The organism is Edwardsiella anguillarum ET080813, from assembly GCF_000264765.2.
Taxonomy (GTDB): Bacteria; Pseudomonadota; Gammaproteobacteria; order Enterobacterales; family Enterobacteriaceae; genus Edwardsiella; species Edwardsiella anguillarum.
This window is the reverse complement of the sequence record NZ_CP006664.1, coordinates 828,253-843,373: the sequence shown is the minus strand read 5'-3', so window position 1 is coordinate 843,373 and position 15,121 is coordinate 828,253. Positions and strand designations below refer to the sequence as shown.

16 protein-coding genes and 1 pseudogene are annotated in these 15,121 nt (G+C 53.0%); 12 read left to right on the top strand and 5 right to left on the bottom strand.

Annotated features, from left to right (window positions below):
* Window positions 1–6 precede the first annotated feature (6 nt).
* Both ETEE_RS03960 and ETEE_RS21510 read left to right on the top strand, forming a co-directional pair.
* Complete coding sequence (locus tag ETEE_RS03960; protein WP_034165577.1) at window positions 7–270, top strand: hypothetical protein; 264 nt, start codon at window positions 7–9, stop codon at window positions 268–270.
* A 289-nt stretch (window positions 271–559) separates the two neighbouring features.
* Complete coding sequence (locus ETEE_RS21510) at window positions 560–721, top strand: hypothetical protein (protein WP_156119375.1); 162 nt, start codon at window positions 560–562, stop codon at window positions 719–721.
* Between the two features lie 73 nt (window positions 722–794).
* On the opposite strand, the gene ETEE_RS19805 is transcribed toward ETEE_RS21510, so the two are convergent.
* The 3 genes and pseudogenes from ETEE_RS19805 to ETEE_RS19790 all read right to left on the bottom strand — a co-directional run bounded on the left by ETEE_RS19805 (window position 795) and on the right by ETEE_RS19790 (window position 3,762).
* Window positions 795–1,295: a hypothetical protein gene (locus tag ETEE_RS19805; protein WP_071881883.1), complete on the bottom strand. Its 501-nt coding sequence runs from the start codon at window positions 1,293–1,295 to the stop codon at window positions 795–797.
* A gap of 148 nt (window positions 1,296–1,443) precedes the next feature.
* A complete protein-coding gene (locus ETEE_RS19800; RefSeq protein ID WP_144242792.1) occupies window positions 1,444–2,130 on the bottom strand; it encodes an SIR2 family NAD-dependent protein deacylase in 687 nt (228 codons plus the stop codon).
* 531 nt (window positions 2,131–2,661) lie between these two features.
* A pseudogene (locus ETEE_RS19790) lies at window positions 2,662–3,762 on the bottom strand (IS3 family transposase).
* Window positions 3,763–4,132: 370 nt separating this feature from the next.
* On the opposite strand from ETEE_RS19790, the gene ETEE_RS22235 reads away from it, so the two are divergent.
* From ETEE_RS22235 to ETEE_RS03950, 3 genes are all read left to right on the top strand, one after another.
* Window positions 4,133–4,279 (top strand): VENN motif pre-toxin domain-containing protein, encoded by a 147-nt coding sequence (locus ETEE_RS22235; protein ID WP_081854092.1) that lies wholly within the window; start codon window positions 4,133–4,135, stop codon window positions 4,277–4,279.
* Window positions 4,280–4,775: 496 nt separating this feature from the next.
* Entirely contained in the window at window positions 4,776–5,252 is a 477-nt protein-coding gene (locus ETEE_RS03955; protein WP_034165579.1) for a hypothetical protein, read from the top strand.
* A 13-nt stretch (window positions 5,253–5,265) separates the two neighbouring features.
* The gene (locus ETEE_RS03950) at window positions 5,266–5,814 is read left to right on the top strand and encodes an Ail/Lom family outer membrane beta-barrel protein (protein WP_225865113.1); all 549 of its coding nucleotides are present in this window, start codon (window positions 5,266–5,268) and stop codon (window positions 5,812–5,814) included.
* Between the two features lie 330 nt (window positions 5,815–6,144).
* On the opposite strand, the gene srmB is transcribed toward ETEE_RS03950, so the two are convergent.
* Window positions 6,145–7,491, bottom strand: coding sequence for an ATP-dependent RNA helicase SrmB (gene srmB, locus ETEE_RS03945; RefSeq protein WP_034165580.1), 1,347 nt, complete (start codon window positions 7,489–7,491; stop codon window positions 6,145–6,147).
* Between the two features lie 243 nt (window positions 7,492–7,734).
* Here srmB and ETEE_RS03940 point away from each other — a divergent pair, with 243 nt between their 5' ends.
* The 7 genes from ETEE_RS03940 to ETEE_RS03910 all read left to right on the top strand — a co-directional run bounded on the left by ETEE_RS03940 (window position 7,735) and on the right by ETEE_RS03910 (window position 14,814).
* A complete protein-coding gene (locus ETEE_RS03940; protein WP_034165581.1) occupies window positions 7,735–8,475 on the top strand; it encodes a tRNA1(Val) (adenine(37)-N6)-methyltransferase in 741 nt (246 codons plus the stop codon).
* A 239-nt stretch (window positions 8,476–8,714) separates the two neighbouring features.
* Entirely contained in the window at window positions 8,715–10,085 is a 1,371-nt protein-coding gene (gene brnQ / locus ETEE_RS03935) for a branched-chain amino acid transport system II carrier protein (protein ID WP_034165582.1), read from the top strand.
* Between the two features lie 433 nt (window positions 10,086–10,518).
* Window positions 10,519–11,094 (top strand): RNA polymerase sigma factor RpoE, encoded by a 576-nt coding sequence (gene rpoE, locus ETEE_RS03930; protein ID WP_034165583.1) that lies wholly within the window; start codon window positions 10,519–10,521, stop codon window positions 11,092–11,094.
* A 29-nt stretch (window positions 11,095–11,123) separates the two neighbouring features.
* A complete protein-coding gene (gene rseA, locus ETEE_RS03925) occupies window positions 11,124–11,762 on the top strand; it encodes an anti-sigma-E factor RseA (protein ID WP_034165585.1) in 639 nt (212 codons plus the stop codon).
* Window positions 11,762–12,715 (top strand): sigma-E factor regulatory protein RseB, encoded by a 954-nt coding sequence (gene rseB, locus ETEE_RS03920; protein WP_034165586.1) that lies wholly within the window; start codon window positions 11,762–11,764, stop codon window positions 12,713–12,715. The genes rseA and rseB overlap by 1 nt, the downstream gene beginning before the upstream one ends.
* Window positions 12,716–12,722: 7 nt before the next feature.
* Window positions 12,723–13,199, top strand: coding sequence for a SoxR-reducing system protein RseC (gene rseC, locus ETEE_RS03915; RefSeq protein WP_034165587.1), 477 nt, complete (start codon window positions 12,723–12,725; stop codon window positions 13,197–13,199).
* 385 nt (window positions 13,200–13,584) lie between these two features.
* Entirely contained in the window at window positions 13,585–14,814 is a 1,230-nt protein-coding gene (locus ETEE_RS03910) for a tyrosine-type recombinase/integrase (protein WP_034165588.1), read from the top strand.
* On the opposite strand, the gene xis is transcribed toward ETEE_RS03910, so the two are convergent.
* Window positions 14,792–15,076 carry an excisionase Xis gene (gene xis, locus ETEE_RS19775; protein ID WP_014526505.1) on the bottom strand — a complete coding sequence of 95 codons (285 nt, stop codon included), beginning with the start codon at window positions 15,074–15,076 and terminating at the stop codon, window positions 14,792–14,794. The genes ETEE_RS03910 and xis overlap by 23 nt on opposite strands.
* Window positions 15,077–15,121 lie beyond the last annotated feature (45 nt).

Sequence of the window (15,121 nt, the reverse complement as noted above, 5' to 3'; positions counted from 1 at the left end):
AGTTTTTTGACTGGGATTGTTGTTGAGAATAACTCGCTCGGTGATGGATTTAAGCTGCCAAAAGGGCTGATGGATTATGGTGCAGCAGCACAATCTTGGAATCAATATGTCGAAGCAAATGGCCTGACACCCGAACAGAAGCAGGCTGGGCTGGATAGGCTGGCGAAAGGCGATCTGCCAGAGGGTGTCAATATCACCAAAGCTATTGTTGAAGGTTATCAGGATGGGGTGATGATTGCAGGAGCGTGGTATCTATTTTTATTGTATTAAATGTCGTGACTATTTTTTGGCATCAATTACTTTATACGTCTCAGGAGAGTTATTGTTCTTTTTTTTAAAAGGGGTGCCAATAAACTTCACTATGGAAAATATATTTATACTCAGTAAGATTAGTCTTGGTGTTGGAGGGTTTGTCGGCGGTGGAATGTGGATGGCTCGTTTATTAAAATTAAAAGGATTCTAAGATCCTATCTCAGTAGGCATATATTGTTGCATCCAGTTTAGATACGGGCAGCACTCAACAAGCGGAGCGTACACGCAGTATGTGAGGATTGTGAGCATGGCCCAAGACCAAAATGGAAAATCAATGCCTATTGAGATAGGCTCTAAGGCGGAGTTTACCAAAGCGGTAAACTCATTAGGTAATTTAAATTTGATTGTTAGATCTTCTAAAAGTAAGAAAAATGGGTTCGCTGTTAATTGTGGTATAACAAAAGATTAACATCCATTTTCATCTTGTTATGCTCATACCATATTACTGCCGCAGCATGATGCTGCGGCGAATTAAGTATTTATTATTCACACTCCTCTTGTCCAAATATTCTGTATGTTGGGAAGTGTACATTATCGTTATATAGATATCTAAATACCGAAACTTCAGGTAATAGATTTCTTCTGTTACCCCAATTATAGACATGTGTCTCTAGCGGAATGTCATTACTGATGGTATTTATGTTTGAAGAGTTCAATGCTGGAGAGTGCGTGAAGATGAGTAGTTTTTCTGCTACAGAGATCTGCTCGTTCCACTCCTTATCGGAAACTTCCTCATTTCCAGCAAATCGCCCAACATAAATTTTTAGTTCATTTTCATCTTGCACATATCCCCATTTGGTATGTTGAATAATACGAACACCAAATGTTTGATATGTAGCTTGACCTATGTATAGCAAGACGTTTGAACCATAAACTGTATGAACTCCATAGGCTTGGTATAGACCATAATCTTTTCCAGAGTTCATGCTCTTAATTTGTTCTAGTGAGTATGGGCCATCCCATTGGATATGTATCTTTTTCATATTACTAGCATTAACCTTCGCTATAATTGTTTATTGATTCGATATAATCTATTTTGTGATTTGTTTGTGAAGTAAAGTGTGATTTTTTATGCGCTACTTGTTCTCGCTTAGTAATTTGCTAGCCATTTAGTAACAAGATTCGGTACTGCTATGCTTGCTCGGTCTTGAATAAATTAAAATCCGTAATGTCATTTTTGAGAATGTAAATAAATGATGATTTTTTCGAATTTTTAGGTGATAGCTTTAGCGGTATATTAATAGGGTATACTGATAGTGATGTGCCAATAACCAAAACCTTATCTGCGGGAGGCATGTAACGTTGGCATAGTTCAAGATTGTGCATATCTTCACCAAATAGGACAACGTCTGGGCGAAGTTGATGATGGCCACTTGCCAAGTTACCAATAAAAAGAGGTTTTCCGTTTAATTTTAATCGTACAGTAGCGTTATGTTCACTGTGGGCATAATCGATCTCGCCATGAACATATATGACTGTTTGTGATCCCACTTTTTCGTGCAGGTTATCTATATTTTGAGTTATTATGAAGACCTCATATCTATCTTCTAAGCGTTTTAGTGATAAATTTGCCTCATTTGGAGCTATTAGTTCTCTTATGTAATTAAAAAAATCAAGTAGCGCAGCGGGATCAGGCAGCCAAGCATCGATACTGGCAAGTTTAGTCCACGAAAATATCTGCCAAAGTCCATCTGAACTTCTAATCGTTGGGATTCCACTTTCTGCACTGACTCCAGCGCCAGAAAGGATAACAATCTTTTGAGTATGTAGTGATTGTATGCAGTGCATATGAACTTTAAAAATAATTATTATTGACACAGTGTCGTATAAATTCTATAGACCATATCATAACTCAGCTTATTGTAGTAGTCATATGGGATTTGTATGAGGATTTTTCTTGATGGCGAGCGGGTAACTCCACCCGGATGGGTTAGAACATATTGGCATGATGAGGCAATTAAGTTATTAGAACCGGGGGCGTGAAAGAAATTAGCCCTGCTCATGATTTAGGCGATGATACCTGTGGTACTGGATATGACGTCATAGTTTGGATCTAGGAAGAAGTAATAACCCGTGGTCTTATACTTCCAATAATAAAAATTCACTCAGCAAATTCTTCTGCTAAGATTAAGGTGTAACTTGGCATTGATGATATAAATAGATATAGGTGATTTTATTTTTAAGTTATCATTTTGATAGCAACAAGTTCAAACAGGGATATTGTGAAATTGGCATTCATTGTGTGAATTTTACGCCTATTTCAAACCGCTGCGTACGCAAGCGCACATACGCTATGCTGTTTAACTGAATGTTAGGATTGCGGTAGTGTTAAGTATTCTCCCCCTAATATTAGGGCCTGGCTAAATCAGAGAACCGGGCCTTTTGCAGACTTTGGATGAATTTCTCCGGAGTCTGGTTATTTAACGATGAATGGGGTCTGCTTCAGCTACATTCTTGTCGCCACTGTTCGATCTTTTCCTGCGTATCGTCCAGTGACAGGAATCAATGAACGTTCAGACACTCATCCCGAAAACTACCGCTAAATGACTCGATCGGCGCATTATCCATCAGTTTTCCTGGCCGTGAGAAGTCCATTGTTATACCGTTTTCATATGCCCAGTGATCCAGTGCTTTAGATATAAATTCACTATCATTGTCTGTCTGAATCCGTTCGGGCATTCGCTGTCTTAACGCTTTTAAACGTACCATCACTGTGACGACATCTTCCCCATGTAGCCCTTGAGCTACATGGATCGCCAGGCACTCACGACTAAAATTATCGACTACAGTCAATGCACGGATACGGCGTCCGTTGAACGGATTATCAGCAACGAAGTCCATGCTCCAGCACTGGTCTATGGCCGTCACTTCTGGAGGGATACTTCTATGTTGGGCTGTCACATGCCGGCGGGAGCGTTTCGTCCGTAAACTCAGACCTTCCTGACAATAAATTCGGTGTGTTTTCTTATGATTAATCAGCTACTCTTCCCGGCGTAGAAGAATATGAATACGCTGAACACCGTAGCGAATGCGGGTTTTAGCTATTTCCCTTATCCGTAAGGTGATGGCTTGATCTGCACGGCAGCTACGATAGTTATACACCGTGTGGCTTTGCAGCATCAGACGACAAGCCGACGTAACCCGATACGGTAGGCCTCCAACAGTCAGGCGATGACCTCGCGCTTCTGCGCCGTTTTGATAAACCTCCTGCAGCATCTCTTTGTCCAAGCTTAAATCTGCCACCAGACGTTTCAAACGTAGATTTTCTTCCTCGAGCTGGCACAAACGACGCAATTCGGTTATGCCCATGCCGCCAAACTTTTTTTCCAATTGTAAAAAGTGGCCTCAGAAATTCCCATCTTTCTGCAGAATTCCCCCTACTCGAGTGCCGGTTTCGGTCTGTTTCAGCGCAAAAGCAACCTGTTCCTCGGTATAACATGTCTTTTTCATACCAGATAATCTCTTTTTTCAGGAAAATGAAGACCGAAAGCTCTACTTTACACTGTTCCTGAACAAAGGGAGTGAATCACCCCGTCAGACCGAATGCTGGTTAACGATAGTCGCTGGTTAAACTGCGTGTTTGCTATTGTCGCCTCCGTTGGGAGTGGGACACCAAAGGATAATTTTCTGGATGGTGGATACTATCAATAGATAGATCAATATCCAGATCTGGCTAATATAGGCTGTCCCGCTCCATCTGCTCCACATTAAAAGCTACATCATCAGAGCGCGCTTGCCGAGGCTACCACGGGCGAAATCGTAGGTATGCTGGTGTCAGAGATTAGCAGAAACTGGTCGATAAACTGAGCGAGAGCGAGGAATAGACGGTTTCGATCCCGGTGGTTGCTGTGCTGCCGGGCTTGTTGGCGGCCTTATAGGTAATGCCGGGGATTCCGTTTTGACCACGGCCCGGTCGTGCAAGACGGCGATTGAGAATAACTCTATGGGATTAAGCCAGTCATTCTGATATTAATCATCTCTGATGATGAGTCGTAGAATAATAATAATTGGTTATGCTTATTTAGATACCAATGCAATATCACAATACGACATGCCATCAAAAATACTGTATTGTCACATATAAGTCTATTTGTTAGCGCCAGCCAATAACCAGCTGGAGTTTGTTTTATTATCTATCCGTTTTGGATAATAAGGTAAGAGATTTTCTCTTATGAGTACGATACACATAATTTCCAAGAAATGCAGATTGCTCTGCGTTGGCGTGAACAAGGGCAACGGGGTTAAAACAGGCAACACCGCTACGTCATGGATGGAATGCTGAATGCGTGCCTGAGCCACAGTAATGAAATCACACAGCAGGGTGCATAGATAGGGAGAATTTATGATGGTGAATGTTGGTAATAATTGACCCTAAGCGGTGAGCAGTTCATTGATAATTATAAAGCTAGACAAGCTCGCCTCTGCGCTGGAGGAGCATCGGTTTCGCCGCCAGCCGCGATAAGATGCAGCGTGCGTATGCCTCGCTAGATAGCTATACCGGCATTTTTACCGCTAAAGGCGGTTTTGATATCACCGTGGATAACCATACCCTGCGGGACGGGCGGTTATCGCCTCTACCATCCGGCGGTAACAACAATAGGTTGGAGACAGGCACGCGCGGCTGGGCGGATATTCGCAACGAAAGTGAAACATCCGATGATCGCCATACCGTAGCGATGTTGGGCCGAGTAGGCGGTGGAGGTGATGAAAACCGCAACGTGATGTCGGCTATCTGTACCGTGCAGGCGGAGGATGTTCATCGGCAGATAAGTAAGTATATCGGTGATAAACAGGCTACGGCTCGCCTGAAGTTAAAGGAAGCTTTGGACTGTCAGAATGAGGTGAAACGCCAGTGGGCGTTGGAGGATATTTACAACCTACGGTATCAGCGACGTTTATTTGGCTGGTATTGCACGATTTATGCGGAGAATTATCAATAACAAGGAGATGATGATGATGAAAAAGATGTTGGTTATGCCGTTGATTGCAGCAGGTTTTATGGTGAGTACTCTGGCATTGGCGGAGACGCAAACCGTCTCTCTGGGTTACGCGCATATCAGGCCTCAGGAAGAAAAGGCCTTGAACGGTGCAATACTTGGCTATCAGTATGAGTTTGACAATGACTGGGGCGTGTTGGGCAATGTTACCTTTGCCAAAGGTGGCAGAAAAGAAACCGACGATTTCGCTAAAGGCGATTTTAAATATTATTCACTGATGGCCGGGCCAACTTACCGGATTAATGAATACATCAGCGTATACGGCCAGCTGGGTCTAGCCTACTTCAATGCCAAATTTGAAGCCAATTATGACGATGGCTATAGCGAACACAGTAGCGCCTCAGTAACAGCGTTGGGCTGGGGGGCAGGATTCATTGTGAACCCGATGGATAATCTGGCAATTACTGTTGGTTATGAAGGAAGTCGGTTCAACTTCAATGGAGATAACGAAGGCAGTAAGGCTTCAACCAATGGCTTTAACGTGAGCCTGGGATACCGTTTCTGATACTGATAGTTCGTTGTCAGTAACAGGGTGAAGACCCATACGCAATAGCAAGGCAACGCATTGCGTGCTACGCAGGCAGTTTTCGCGGCCGCCTGTCGGATAAGGTGATCCAACATAATCTCATTCTGGTAACGCTTTAAAAGCGTTATCTCGGTTACCTTGATGTAATTATTGAGATTTATGCCATGTAACATAGCGTTACGCTACGGTTATCATGGAACACTACGTAGATCACAACTCGCAATGTCCGCCTTTATTTATGGGGGAGCCATCAGGTCTAAAGGCTCCTTTTTTATCGCCCGCATCGCGCGGGCGGCGGTGACGCTGGGCTTATTTGCCGCTATCCTCGGCGCCCGCGGTGGCGGGATTGCTCTGGGCGTTGGGCTGGCGGCGCTTGCCGACGTTTTTACTGTCGCGGTGGCGCACTTTGGTCTTGACCTTTTTCTTCTGCTCGTCGAGCTTTTTCTGCGCCCGCTTGGCCTGCACCTTCTTCGACGGCTTACCCTTGTTTTTCAGGCTCGGCGCCTTGGTTTCCGGGCGTAGATCATCGACGACGCGTGACTTCAACGGCTCCTGCACATAGCGGCTCACCTTGCCGAGCAGCAGCTGGTCGTGCGCCTCGATCAGGGAGATGGCGGTGCCCTTACGCCCGGCGCGGGCGGTACGCCCGATGCGGTGCAGGTAGACATCGGCGCTGCGCGGCATGTCAAAGTTGAACACGTGGCTGATATCCGGAATATCCAGGCCGCGGGCGGCGACGTCGGTGGCGACCAGTACGTTGACCCGTCCGTCCAGCATGCGCTTAATGGCCTCGTTACGCTTGGCCTGCACCATTTCGCCTTCTAAGAAACAGGCCTGGATACCGGCCTGATGCAGCCAGGTGACCAGCTCATGCACGCGCTCACGCTTGCGCACAAAGATAACGGACTTGGTGACGTCCGGCTGGCGCAGCAGATTACACAGCAGGGCGGTCTTGTGTTTCAGGCTATCGGCGCGATAGTACCACTGCTGGATCTTCTTACGTTCACGGCGCGGCGGCTCGGCGCTGACGTCAACGGGATCGTTGAGCAGGCGATCGGCAAAGTCGTGAACCGCGTCGGACTCCAGGGTAGCGGAGAACAGCAGGGTCTGCCGACGCCAGCGGGTTTCGGCGGAGACGGTTTCGATGTCGCTGGCAAAGCCCATGTCCAGCATGCGGTCAGCTTCATCGAGGATCAGGGTCTCTACCGCCCGGCAGTCAAAGTTCTCTTCTTTGATATACTGCAACAGACGCCCCGGCGTGGCGACCACCAGATCCTGGTTGGTGTTAAAGATCTCGGCGTGGTTAATATAGGAAACGCCGCCGGTGATGGTGGTGATGTCCAGGCTGGTGTGGCGTGCCAGCTCCCGGGCCTGATCGGCCACCTGCATGGCAAGTTCGCGGGTCGGCGTCAGGATCAGAACGCGCGGCGGGCCGGACTTCTTACGCGGGAAGTCGAGCAGGTGCTGCAGCGCGGGCAGCAGGAAGGCGGCGGTCTTGCCGGTTCCCGTTGGTGCGGAACCCAAAACGTCCCGTCCGTCCATGGCGGGCGGGATGGCGGCGATCTGGATGGCGGTCGGGCGCTCATAGCCTTTGTCGCGCAGGGCGTCGAGCAGGCGCTCGTCGAGTTCGAGTTCGGAAAAGTTGGTTGCTGTCATGGTCTACCTCTGCTTGGGGCGCAGATTATAGACGGGTTGGCGACTATATTCATCCATTAAAGCGCGATGTGCGCCTCCCCCATGCCCAGCAGCGCAGCCGCCGCGTCGTCTGCAGGGCCGTGCTGGTCTGCCTTTATTACACTGACTACACTGCAGTCGCGCAGGCGCGGCGATGGCCATTCCTTTTTTACGGCGGCGCGGGTATGTTATGCGCGTTACTCTCTCAGTCCCAAGGAGCCTGCTGTGCCGCATCCGCCCTCCGCCGCGCCCCTGCCGCGCAACGGATTTACCCTCAAGCGTTTCTTTGTCGCTCACGATCGCTGTGAAATGAAGGTCGGTACCGATAGCATTATGCTTGGGGCCTGGCTACCCCTGCGCGGCGATGAACGGCATATTCTGGATATCGGCAGCGGCAGCGGGGTGTTGGCGCTGATGATGGCACAGCGCAGCGCGGCGCAGGTTGACGGCGTGGAGATTGAGCCCGACGCGGCGACGCAGGGGCAGGAGAATTTTCTGGCTTCGCCCTGGCCGACGCGGCTGACCATGCATACGCTCTCTCTGCAGGCGTTTAGCGCCGGGTGCGGACGCCGCTACGATCTGATCGTCAGCAATCCACCCTATTTTACGCCGGGCGTCGCCTGTCGTACGGCGGCCCGGGCGACGGCGCGCTATACGGACTCCCTGGATCATGCGACGCTGCTGCGGCACGCCGCCGCGCTGGGCTGCGCAGATGGGCGCCTGGCGCTGGTGCTGCCCGTCGAGGTCGCCGAGCCGGTGATCAGGGAGGGGACGGCGCACGGCTGGCACCTGCTACGCCGGACATGGGTGCGCGATCGCGCCGATAAACCGGTGCGGCGGGCGCTGCTTCTGTTCGGACGCATCCCCGCGAGCATACAGTCGAATACACTGGATATTCGCGATGATTCCAGCGAATACTCCTGCATTTTTCGCGACATGACGAAAGATTTCTACCTTTTCTTCTAGTGCTGTTGCTTTAATCAGCATGATATTCCAATATTCCTCACAGGGCAGGCGTATCCTGTCCATAATATCCTGGTCCGAGGGCAGGGGTATTTACGGGATTCAGGGACAAATCCAATACATCGCACCCGCTTTATTGCCACATACCTGAGTTTACTTCTGGACAGACCGCGTTTTGATGCGGCACCCCCGTGCGTTTCTGCGGCGTAGACGGTTGGGTAAGAGAGATAAGAGGGCAGAATATGCAACAACGTTTATCGATGGCTGACACTCTGGGGCTGGGGTTAATGACCTTTGCTTTTTTCCTGGGCGCCGGCAACATTATTTTTCCGCCGCTGGAAGGCCAGATGGCCGGTGAGAATGTGCTGTACGCCATGGGCGGCTTCCTGCTGACCGCCGTCGGCCTGCCTCTGGTGTCCATTATCGCCGTCGCCAGCGCCGGCGGCGGCCTGCCGGCGATGACCCGCGATTTACCGCGCGGCACCGGCACCTTTGCCGCCGTGCTGCTGTTTATCATCATCGGGCCGGCCTTCGCCGCGCCGCGTACCGGCCTGGTGGCCTTTGAGATGGCGATCCGTCCGCTGCTGGGGAGCCAGAGCGACAGCGCGCTGCAGGTCGGCGGCGTGACCCTGGACGGGGCGCAGATGGTCGTTACGGCGCTGTTCTTTGTGGTGACGCTGGCGCTGGCCTGGAGCCGCGGCAAGCTGATCGACAGCGTGGGTAAACTGCTGACGCCGATGCTGTTTCTGCTGCTGGTGGTGCTGGCGCTCGGCGTACTGCTGCGCCCGCAGGGCGAGATCGTCGCTCCGGTGGAGGCCTACCAGACCATGGCCTTCAGCAAGGGCTTTATCGGTGGCTATAACACCATGGATACCTTCGCTGCCCTGATGTTTGGCATGCTGCTGGTGGACGTGCTGCGCGGCAAGGGAGTCACGGCGCCGCGCGCCTGCTTCCGCTATCTGAGCATCGCCGGGGTGATCGCCGCTATCGGCCTGGCCTTTGTCTATGTTTCCCTGTTCTGGCTGGGGGCGACCTCGTCTAGCGTTGCACCGGGCGCGAGCAACGGCGGGGTGGTGCTCGCGGCCTATGTGCAGGCGCTGTTCGGCCAGCCGGGGCAGTGGATCCTATCGCTGGTGGTGCTGCTGGCCTGTCTGACCACGGCGGTGGGGCTGGTGAGCGCCTGCGCCGACTACTTCTCAACCCTGACGCCGCTGCGCTACCGTCAGTGGGTGGTGCTGCTGTGCGTGATCTGTGCGGTGGTGGCCAACGTGGGCCTGAGCCGTCTGATCGCCCTGTCGGTGCCGGTGCTGATGGCGCTCTATCCGCTGGCGATCGCGTTGGTGGTGCTGACCTTCATCCGCCGCTGGCTGCGTAATCCGCTGCTGGGCTATCGCCTGGTGATGCTGGTCGCTCTGCTGTGCAGTCTGATGGATGGCGCCCGCGCTGCCGGCGCCGAGAGCGGTTGGCTGGGCGAGCTGCTGGCGTGGCAGATGCGTACCATGCCGCTGGCCGCCGACGGTATGGCCTGGGTGCTGCCGTCTGCGCTGGCGCTGCTGGTGGCGCTGCTGCTGCCGGCGGGAGCCCGCAACGCCGGTGCGCCGCAGGCCGCCTGAGTCAGATCGCGGTTCACGGAGCATCGTCGGGCGCCCTTGGGGCGCCCGATTTTTTAGCGCGTGTCCCTCGCCCCGGTCGCCGGGGCGCCGTTTGTCGCGCCGCAGGGCGCAGCGCCGGGGGTAACCCTGTGTCTCTACTCTGAATTTTGTCGCCGCCGTAGTCAGGGGGCAGCCGAATCAGAAAAATCGTGTTAGGCTGTTGCGTCCAGCCACTCATTGCCAAGGCGTATCGACTCTGCATCGGGTAACGGAGCACCGCTGGGCGGATGTCTGTGCCCCGGCGTGGGCGGCGGATCGTGTGCCCGCAGGATAAAAATAACGGGCAGGGAACTTTTGGGCGCGTATGAACTCTAATTCAATGCTTGCTCAGTTTTTTTGACGACTGGCGATCTATTTCATACGTGGAGACAGATTTGGGGAGACATTACCTCGGATGAGCGAGCAGTTAACGGATCAGGTATTGGTCGAGCGCGTCCAGAAGGGGGACAAGAAGGCGTTTAACCTGCTGGTAGCGCGTTACCAGAATAAGGTCGCGAGCCTGGTGTCCCGCTATGTTCCGCCCGGCGATGTGCCGGATGTGGCGCAGGAGTCGTTCATCAAGGCCTATCGCGCGCTGGCGTCGTTCCGCGGTGACAGTGCGTTTTATACCTGGCTCTATCGTATTGCCGTGAATACGGCCAAAAATTATCTGGTTGCTCAGGGGCGCCGCCCACCGTCAAGCGACGTGGACGCGGTCGAAGCCGAAAACTTTGAAGGCGCCAGCGCGCTGAAAGAAATTTCGAACCCTGAGAACTTAATGTTGTCAGATGAGCTAAAGAAGATCGTTTTTCGCACCATTGAGTCATTGCCAGAGGATTTGCGCCTGGCGATTACGCTCAGGGAGCTGGATGGCCTCAGCTATGAAGAGATAGCGGCTATCATGGACTGTCCGGTCGGTACGGTACGTTCACGTATCTTCCGCGCCAGGGAAGCGATCGACAGTAAAGTTCAGCCGCTGATTCAGCGTTAGTCATGCGGACACAGCAAAGGGTATAAGGCATGCAGAAAGAAAAACTTTCGGCTCTAATGGATGGCGAATTGCTGGACAGCGAGCTGATCGGCTCACTGAGCAAGGCGCCTGAGCTGCAGCAGACCTGGCAGCGTTACCACCTGATCCGTGACACCCTGCGCGGTGACGTGGGTGAGACGCTGCAGATCGATCTCACCGATCGCATCGCCGCCGCGCTGGAGGACGAGCCGGTGCGTCTGGTGCCCAACGCCATTCCTGAGTCTCAGCCACAGCCCTCCGCCTGGCAGCGCATGCCATTCTGGAGCCGGGTGCGTCCGTGGGCGGGGCAGATCTCCCAGATGGGGATCGCCGCCGGTGTTTCCCTGGCGGTGCTGCTGGGCGTGCAGCATTACAACAAGCCTCTTGAGGGTGTCTCCGAACCCGAGTCGCCGGTCTTCAACACCCTGCCGCTGGGTGGACAGGCGTCGCCGGTGAGCTTTGGCGTGCCGAGCGAGGGCAACAACGCGCAGCAGCAGATCCAGCAGCAGCGCAAGCGCATCAATGCGATCCTGCAGGACTATGAGCTGCAGCGCCGTCTCCACGCTGAACAGCTGCAGACCGAGGATAGCAACGCGCAGGCGTCTATCCAGGTGCCCGGCACGCTGTCATTGGGAACTCAGCAGCAGTAATGAAGCACATTTGGTTTGCCCTGAGTCTGTTGACCGGCAGCCTGTTTATCTCCTCTTCCGCCCTGGCCCAGGATACTGCGCCGGGGCTGATGCTGCAGCAGATGAACAAGGCCAGCCAGTCACTCAATTACGAACTGGCGTTCATCAATATCACCAAGCAGGGCGTCGAGTCGCTGCGCTATCGTCACGCACTGGAAAACCAGCAGGCCTTGGCGCAGCTGCTGCAGATGGATGGCCCGCGGCGCGAGGTGGTGCTGCGCGGCAATGAGGTCAGCTACTTTGAGCCGGGCCTGGAGCCCTTTACCCTGGCCGGCGATCACATTGTCGATGCGCTGCCGTCGGTGATCTTTGCCGATATTGCTCAGCTGGCGCCCTACTACAACTTCATCTCCGTTGGACGCACCCGCGTAGCCGATCGCCCCTGTGAGGTGATCCGGGTGGTGTCGCGCGACGGCATGCGCTTTAGCTATATCGTCTGGATCGATGAGGACTCCAAGCTGCCGCTGCGGGTGGATTTGCTCGACCGCGACGGTGAGACGCTGGAGCAGTTCCGGGTCATCGCCTTTGACGTGGGACAGCAGGTGGCCAACGAGATGCGTAGCTTTAGCCGTCTGACCCTGCCGCCGCTGCTGCGCCTGCCGCCGGCCGAGCACGTCAGCTTCAGCTGGCGTACCGCCTGGGTGCCCGACGGTTTCAAAGAGGTTTCCCGCAGTCGTCGAACCCTGCCTTCTCTGTCCGAACCGGTCGAGTCTCGTCTGTATAGCGACGGGCTGTTCAGCTTCTCTGTCAACGTCAGTCCGACGACCGGCGATAGCCGCGACGATCAGTTTTTGCGTCAGGGGCGGCGGACCATTCATACCGAAACCCGCAATAACGCCGAAATCAGCGTGGTGGGCGAGCTGCCGCCGATGACCGCCAAGCGCATCGCCGCCTCCGTCCGTTTCAGCCGGTAATGCCGCGATGATGCGTGAGTGGGCTACGGTGATCAGCTGGCGGCAGGGGGAGGCCCTGCTGCAGTGCGAGGCGCACGCCGGGTGCAGCGGCTGCCGGGCCCGTCAGGGGTGCGGCAGCGCGGCGCTGGCCGAGCTGGGGCCGCAGACCCGGCATCAGCTGAGGTTGGCCGTTAGCCAGCCGCTGCAGCCGGGGCAGCGGGTCGAAATCGGCCTGCAGGAGGCCAGCGTGCTACGCTCTGCGCTGTTGGTTTATATTACGCCATTGGTCGGGCTGCTGGGCGGCGGCGCTGCCGGTCAGCTGTGGCTGGGATCGGATGGTGCTAGCGCGCTCTGTGCCCTGGCCGGCGGCGTTCTCGGTTTTATCCTGGCTCGCCGCTGGGCGCGCAGTATGACGCAGGGCGAGGCCTATCAACCGGTGCTGCTGCAGGTGGCGCTGCCGTCCACCCAGCTGTGCAGCATAACGAATCCACCCAATCGCGAGTGAAGCGCTAGGTTTTGGCCGATGGGCTGTGTAAAATGCAGCGATTCGGCGCCCGGCGCCACTTAACCCAAATCATCGCTTTGAGCCCGTCCGCGTGTCCTTAGGCGAGTAATTCAGAAATCATCAGGCATATATATTAATAATGAAGAACATACGCAATTTCTCCATTATCGCGCACATCGATAGTTAACACCTCGACACTCTCCGCAAACCTCCGACAAAACCACCCAAAGATCCCCGCCAAATCAGCCATCCGGCAATTTATACTGTTTGCATGTACAGTCAACCTACGACATCATAAGTCATGTTTTTTGTGTCCATCAGTGTGTCCATATTCTATGATGGACATAGTACCTCTCGTTCCAATGGACACACGTAGGTGAAAAATATGTCTATTTCAGATAGTTATCTAAAGTCGTGCCTCGGGCGCGAGCGTGAAAGGGTTGAGGAAAAATCAGACCGTGATGGTCTGTGGGTGCGCATTTCCAAAAAGGGGGCGGTCACCTTTTTTTACCGATTCCGATTCCTTGGCAAGCAGGACAAGATGACGATCGGTAGCTATCCTGAGTTCAGTTTAAAGGCAGCGCGTGATGAGGTTGCGAAGTGGGCTGCGATTCTTGCACGCGGCGAAAATCCACGAATCAGGCAAAGCCTAGACAAAGCGAAGATTAACAGTCAGTACACCTTCGAGGAGCTTTTTCGGGAGTGGTACTCAATGGTGTGCATTCAGAAAGAAACAGCTGGGCAGATCCTGCGTACGTTTGAATTGCACGTTTTCCCCAAGCTTGGCAAGTATCCGGCACATCAGCTCACACTACACAACTGGCTGACCGTTCTGGATCGACTAGCGCAGGGGTACACCGAGATAACACGACGCGTAATCAGCAACGGCCGACAGTGTTATTCCTGGGCAGTGAAACGCCAATTGCTTGATGTTAACCCGCTTTCTGAAATGACTGGCCGCGACTTCGGCATCCAGAAGAAAATGGGCGAGCGAACCCTAAATCGCAAAGAGTTGGCGATGGTATGGCGGGCCATAGAAGACTCCCGACTCATTGAAAGAAATAAGATCCTTTATAAATTATCTCTGGTTTGGGCGTGTAGGGTGGGAGAACTCAGGCTGGCAGAAACTGTGCATTTCGATTTTGAGGAGGGCATATGGACTGTGCCATGGGAAAACCACAAGACTGGACGAAAGAGTAAGAAGCCGATAGTTCGCCCGATCATTCCTGAGTTGCTCCCACTACTTAAACGGGCTATTGAGCTTGCCCCAGGACGATTTGTTTTCTCTAAATATGAGGACAAGCCTATGAGTGAATGCTTTCACATGAGCATCAGCAGTAATCTGGTTAAGTTTATGCTGAAGGCCTATAACGAGCAGGTTCCTCACTTCACTATTCATGATCTGCGCAGGACCGCGCGCACTAACTTTTCTGAGCTGACTGAGCCACACATTGCTGAGATTATGCTGGGTCATAAGCTTCCCGGCGTGTGGGCGGTTTATGACAAGTACACCTATATCGATGAAATGAGAGATGCATATAGTAAGTGGTGGGCCCGACTGATGAGCATCATCGAGCCCGATGTGTTAGAGTTTACGCCTCGTCAGGTCGGATGAGCCTCCCTTTGCTGTCGCGCGGAAGATTCAGGTGCGACATCGGGCGGCGGACTGGCCGTGACATTTCCCGAATCTGCCACTCGTGAACTCTCGTTTTGAGCCATCTGTTTGAACCGCCCATGTAAGAGCAGTCAGGCTCAGGGAATGGGTTTCCGTCGTCTGGGCGCTTGCGGTAGCGCTCTAGGGTTCTTGGCGAAATGCTTAACTGGCAGCAGATATCGCGAGTACTCATCAGCTCAAAGCTATCGGTTTTTGTGCTCATCATTTTTCCATAGGCCCAATCCGGGGCCGTTGTTGATATTCAGTG

Bases quoted from the DNA above. Each gene is read 5' to 3' on its own strand.
- ETEE_RS21510 (WP_156119375.1), top strand. From the start codon at position 560: ATGGCCCAAGACCAAAATGGAAAATCAATGCCTATTGAGATAGGCTCT.
- ETEE_RS19805 (WP_071881883.1), bottom strand. From the start codon at position 1,295: ATGAAAAAGATACATATCCAATGGGATGGCCCATACTCACTAGAACAA.
- ETEE_RS03955 (WP_034165579.1), top strand. From the start codon at position 4,776: ATGCAGCGTGCGTATGCCTCGCTAGATAGCTATACCGGCATTTTTACC.
- ETEE_RS03950 (WP_225865113.1), top strand. From the start codon at position 5,266: ATGATGAAAAAGATGTTGGTTATGCCGTTGATTGCAGCAGGTTTTATG.
- srmB (WP_034165580.1), bottom strand. From the start codon at position 7,491: ATGACAGCAACCAACTTTTCCGAACTCGAACTCGACGAGCGCCTGCTC.
- brnQ (WP_034165582.1), top strand. From the start codon at position 8,715: ATGCAACAACGTTTATCGATGGCTGACACTCTGGGGCTGGGGTTAATG.
- rpoE (WP_034165583.1), top strand. From the start codon at position 10,519: ATGAGCGAGCAGTTAACGGATCAGGTATTGGTCGAGCGCGTCCAGAAG.
- rseA (WP_034165585.1), top strand. From the start codon at position 11,124: ATGCAGAAAGAAAAACTTTCGGCTCTAATGGATGGCGAATTGCTGGAC.
- rseB (WP_034165586.1), top strand. From the start codon at position 11,762: ATGAAGCACATTTGGTTTGCCCTGAGTCTGTTGACCGGCAGCCTGTTT.
- rseC (WP_034165587.1), top strand. From the start codon at position 12,723: ATGATGCGTGAGTGGGCTACGGTGATCAGCTGGCGGCAGGGGGAGGCC.
- ETEE_RS03910 (WP_034165588.1), top strand. From the start codon at position 13,585: ATGTCTATTTCAGATAGTTATCTAAAGTCGTGCCTCGGGCGCGAGCGT.
- xis (WP_014526505.1), bottom strand. From the start codon at position 15,076: ATGAGCACAAAAACCGATAGCTTTGAGCTGATGAGTACTCGCGATATC.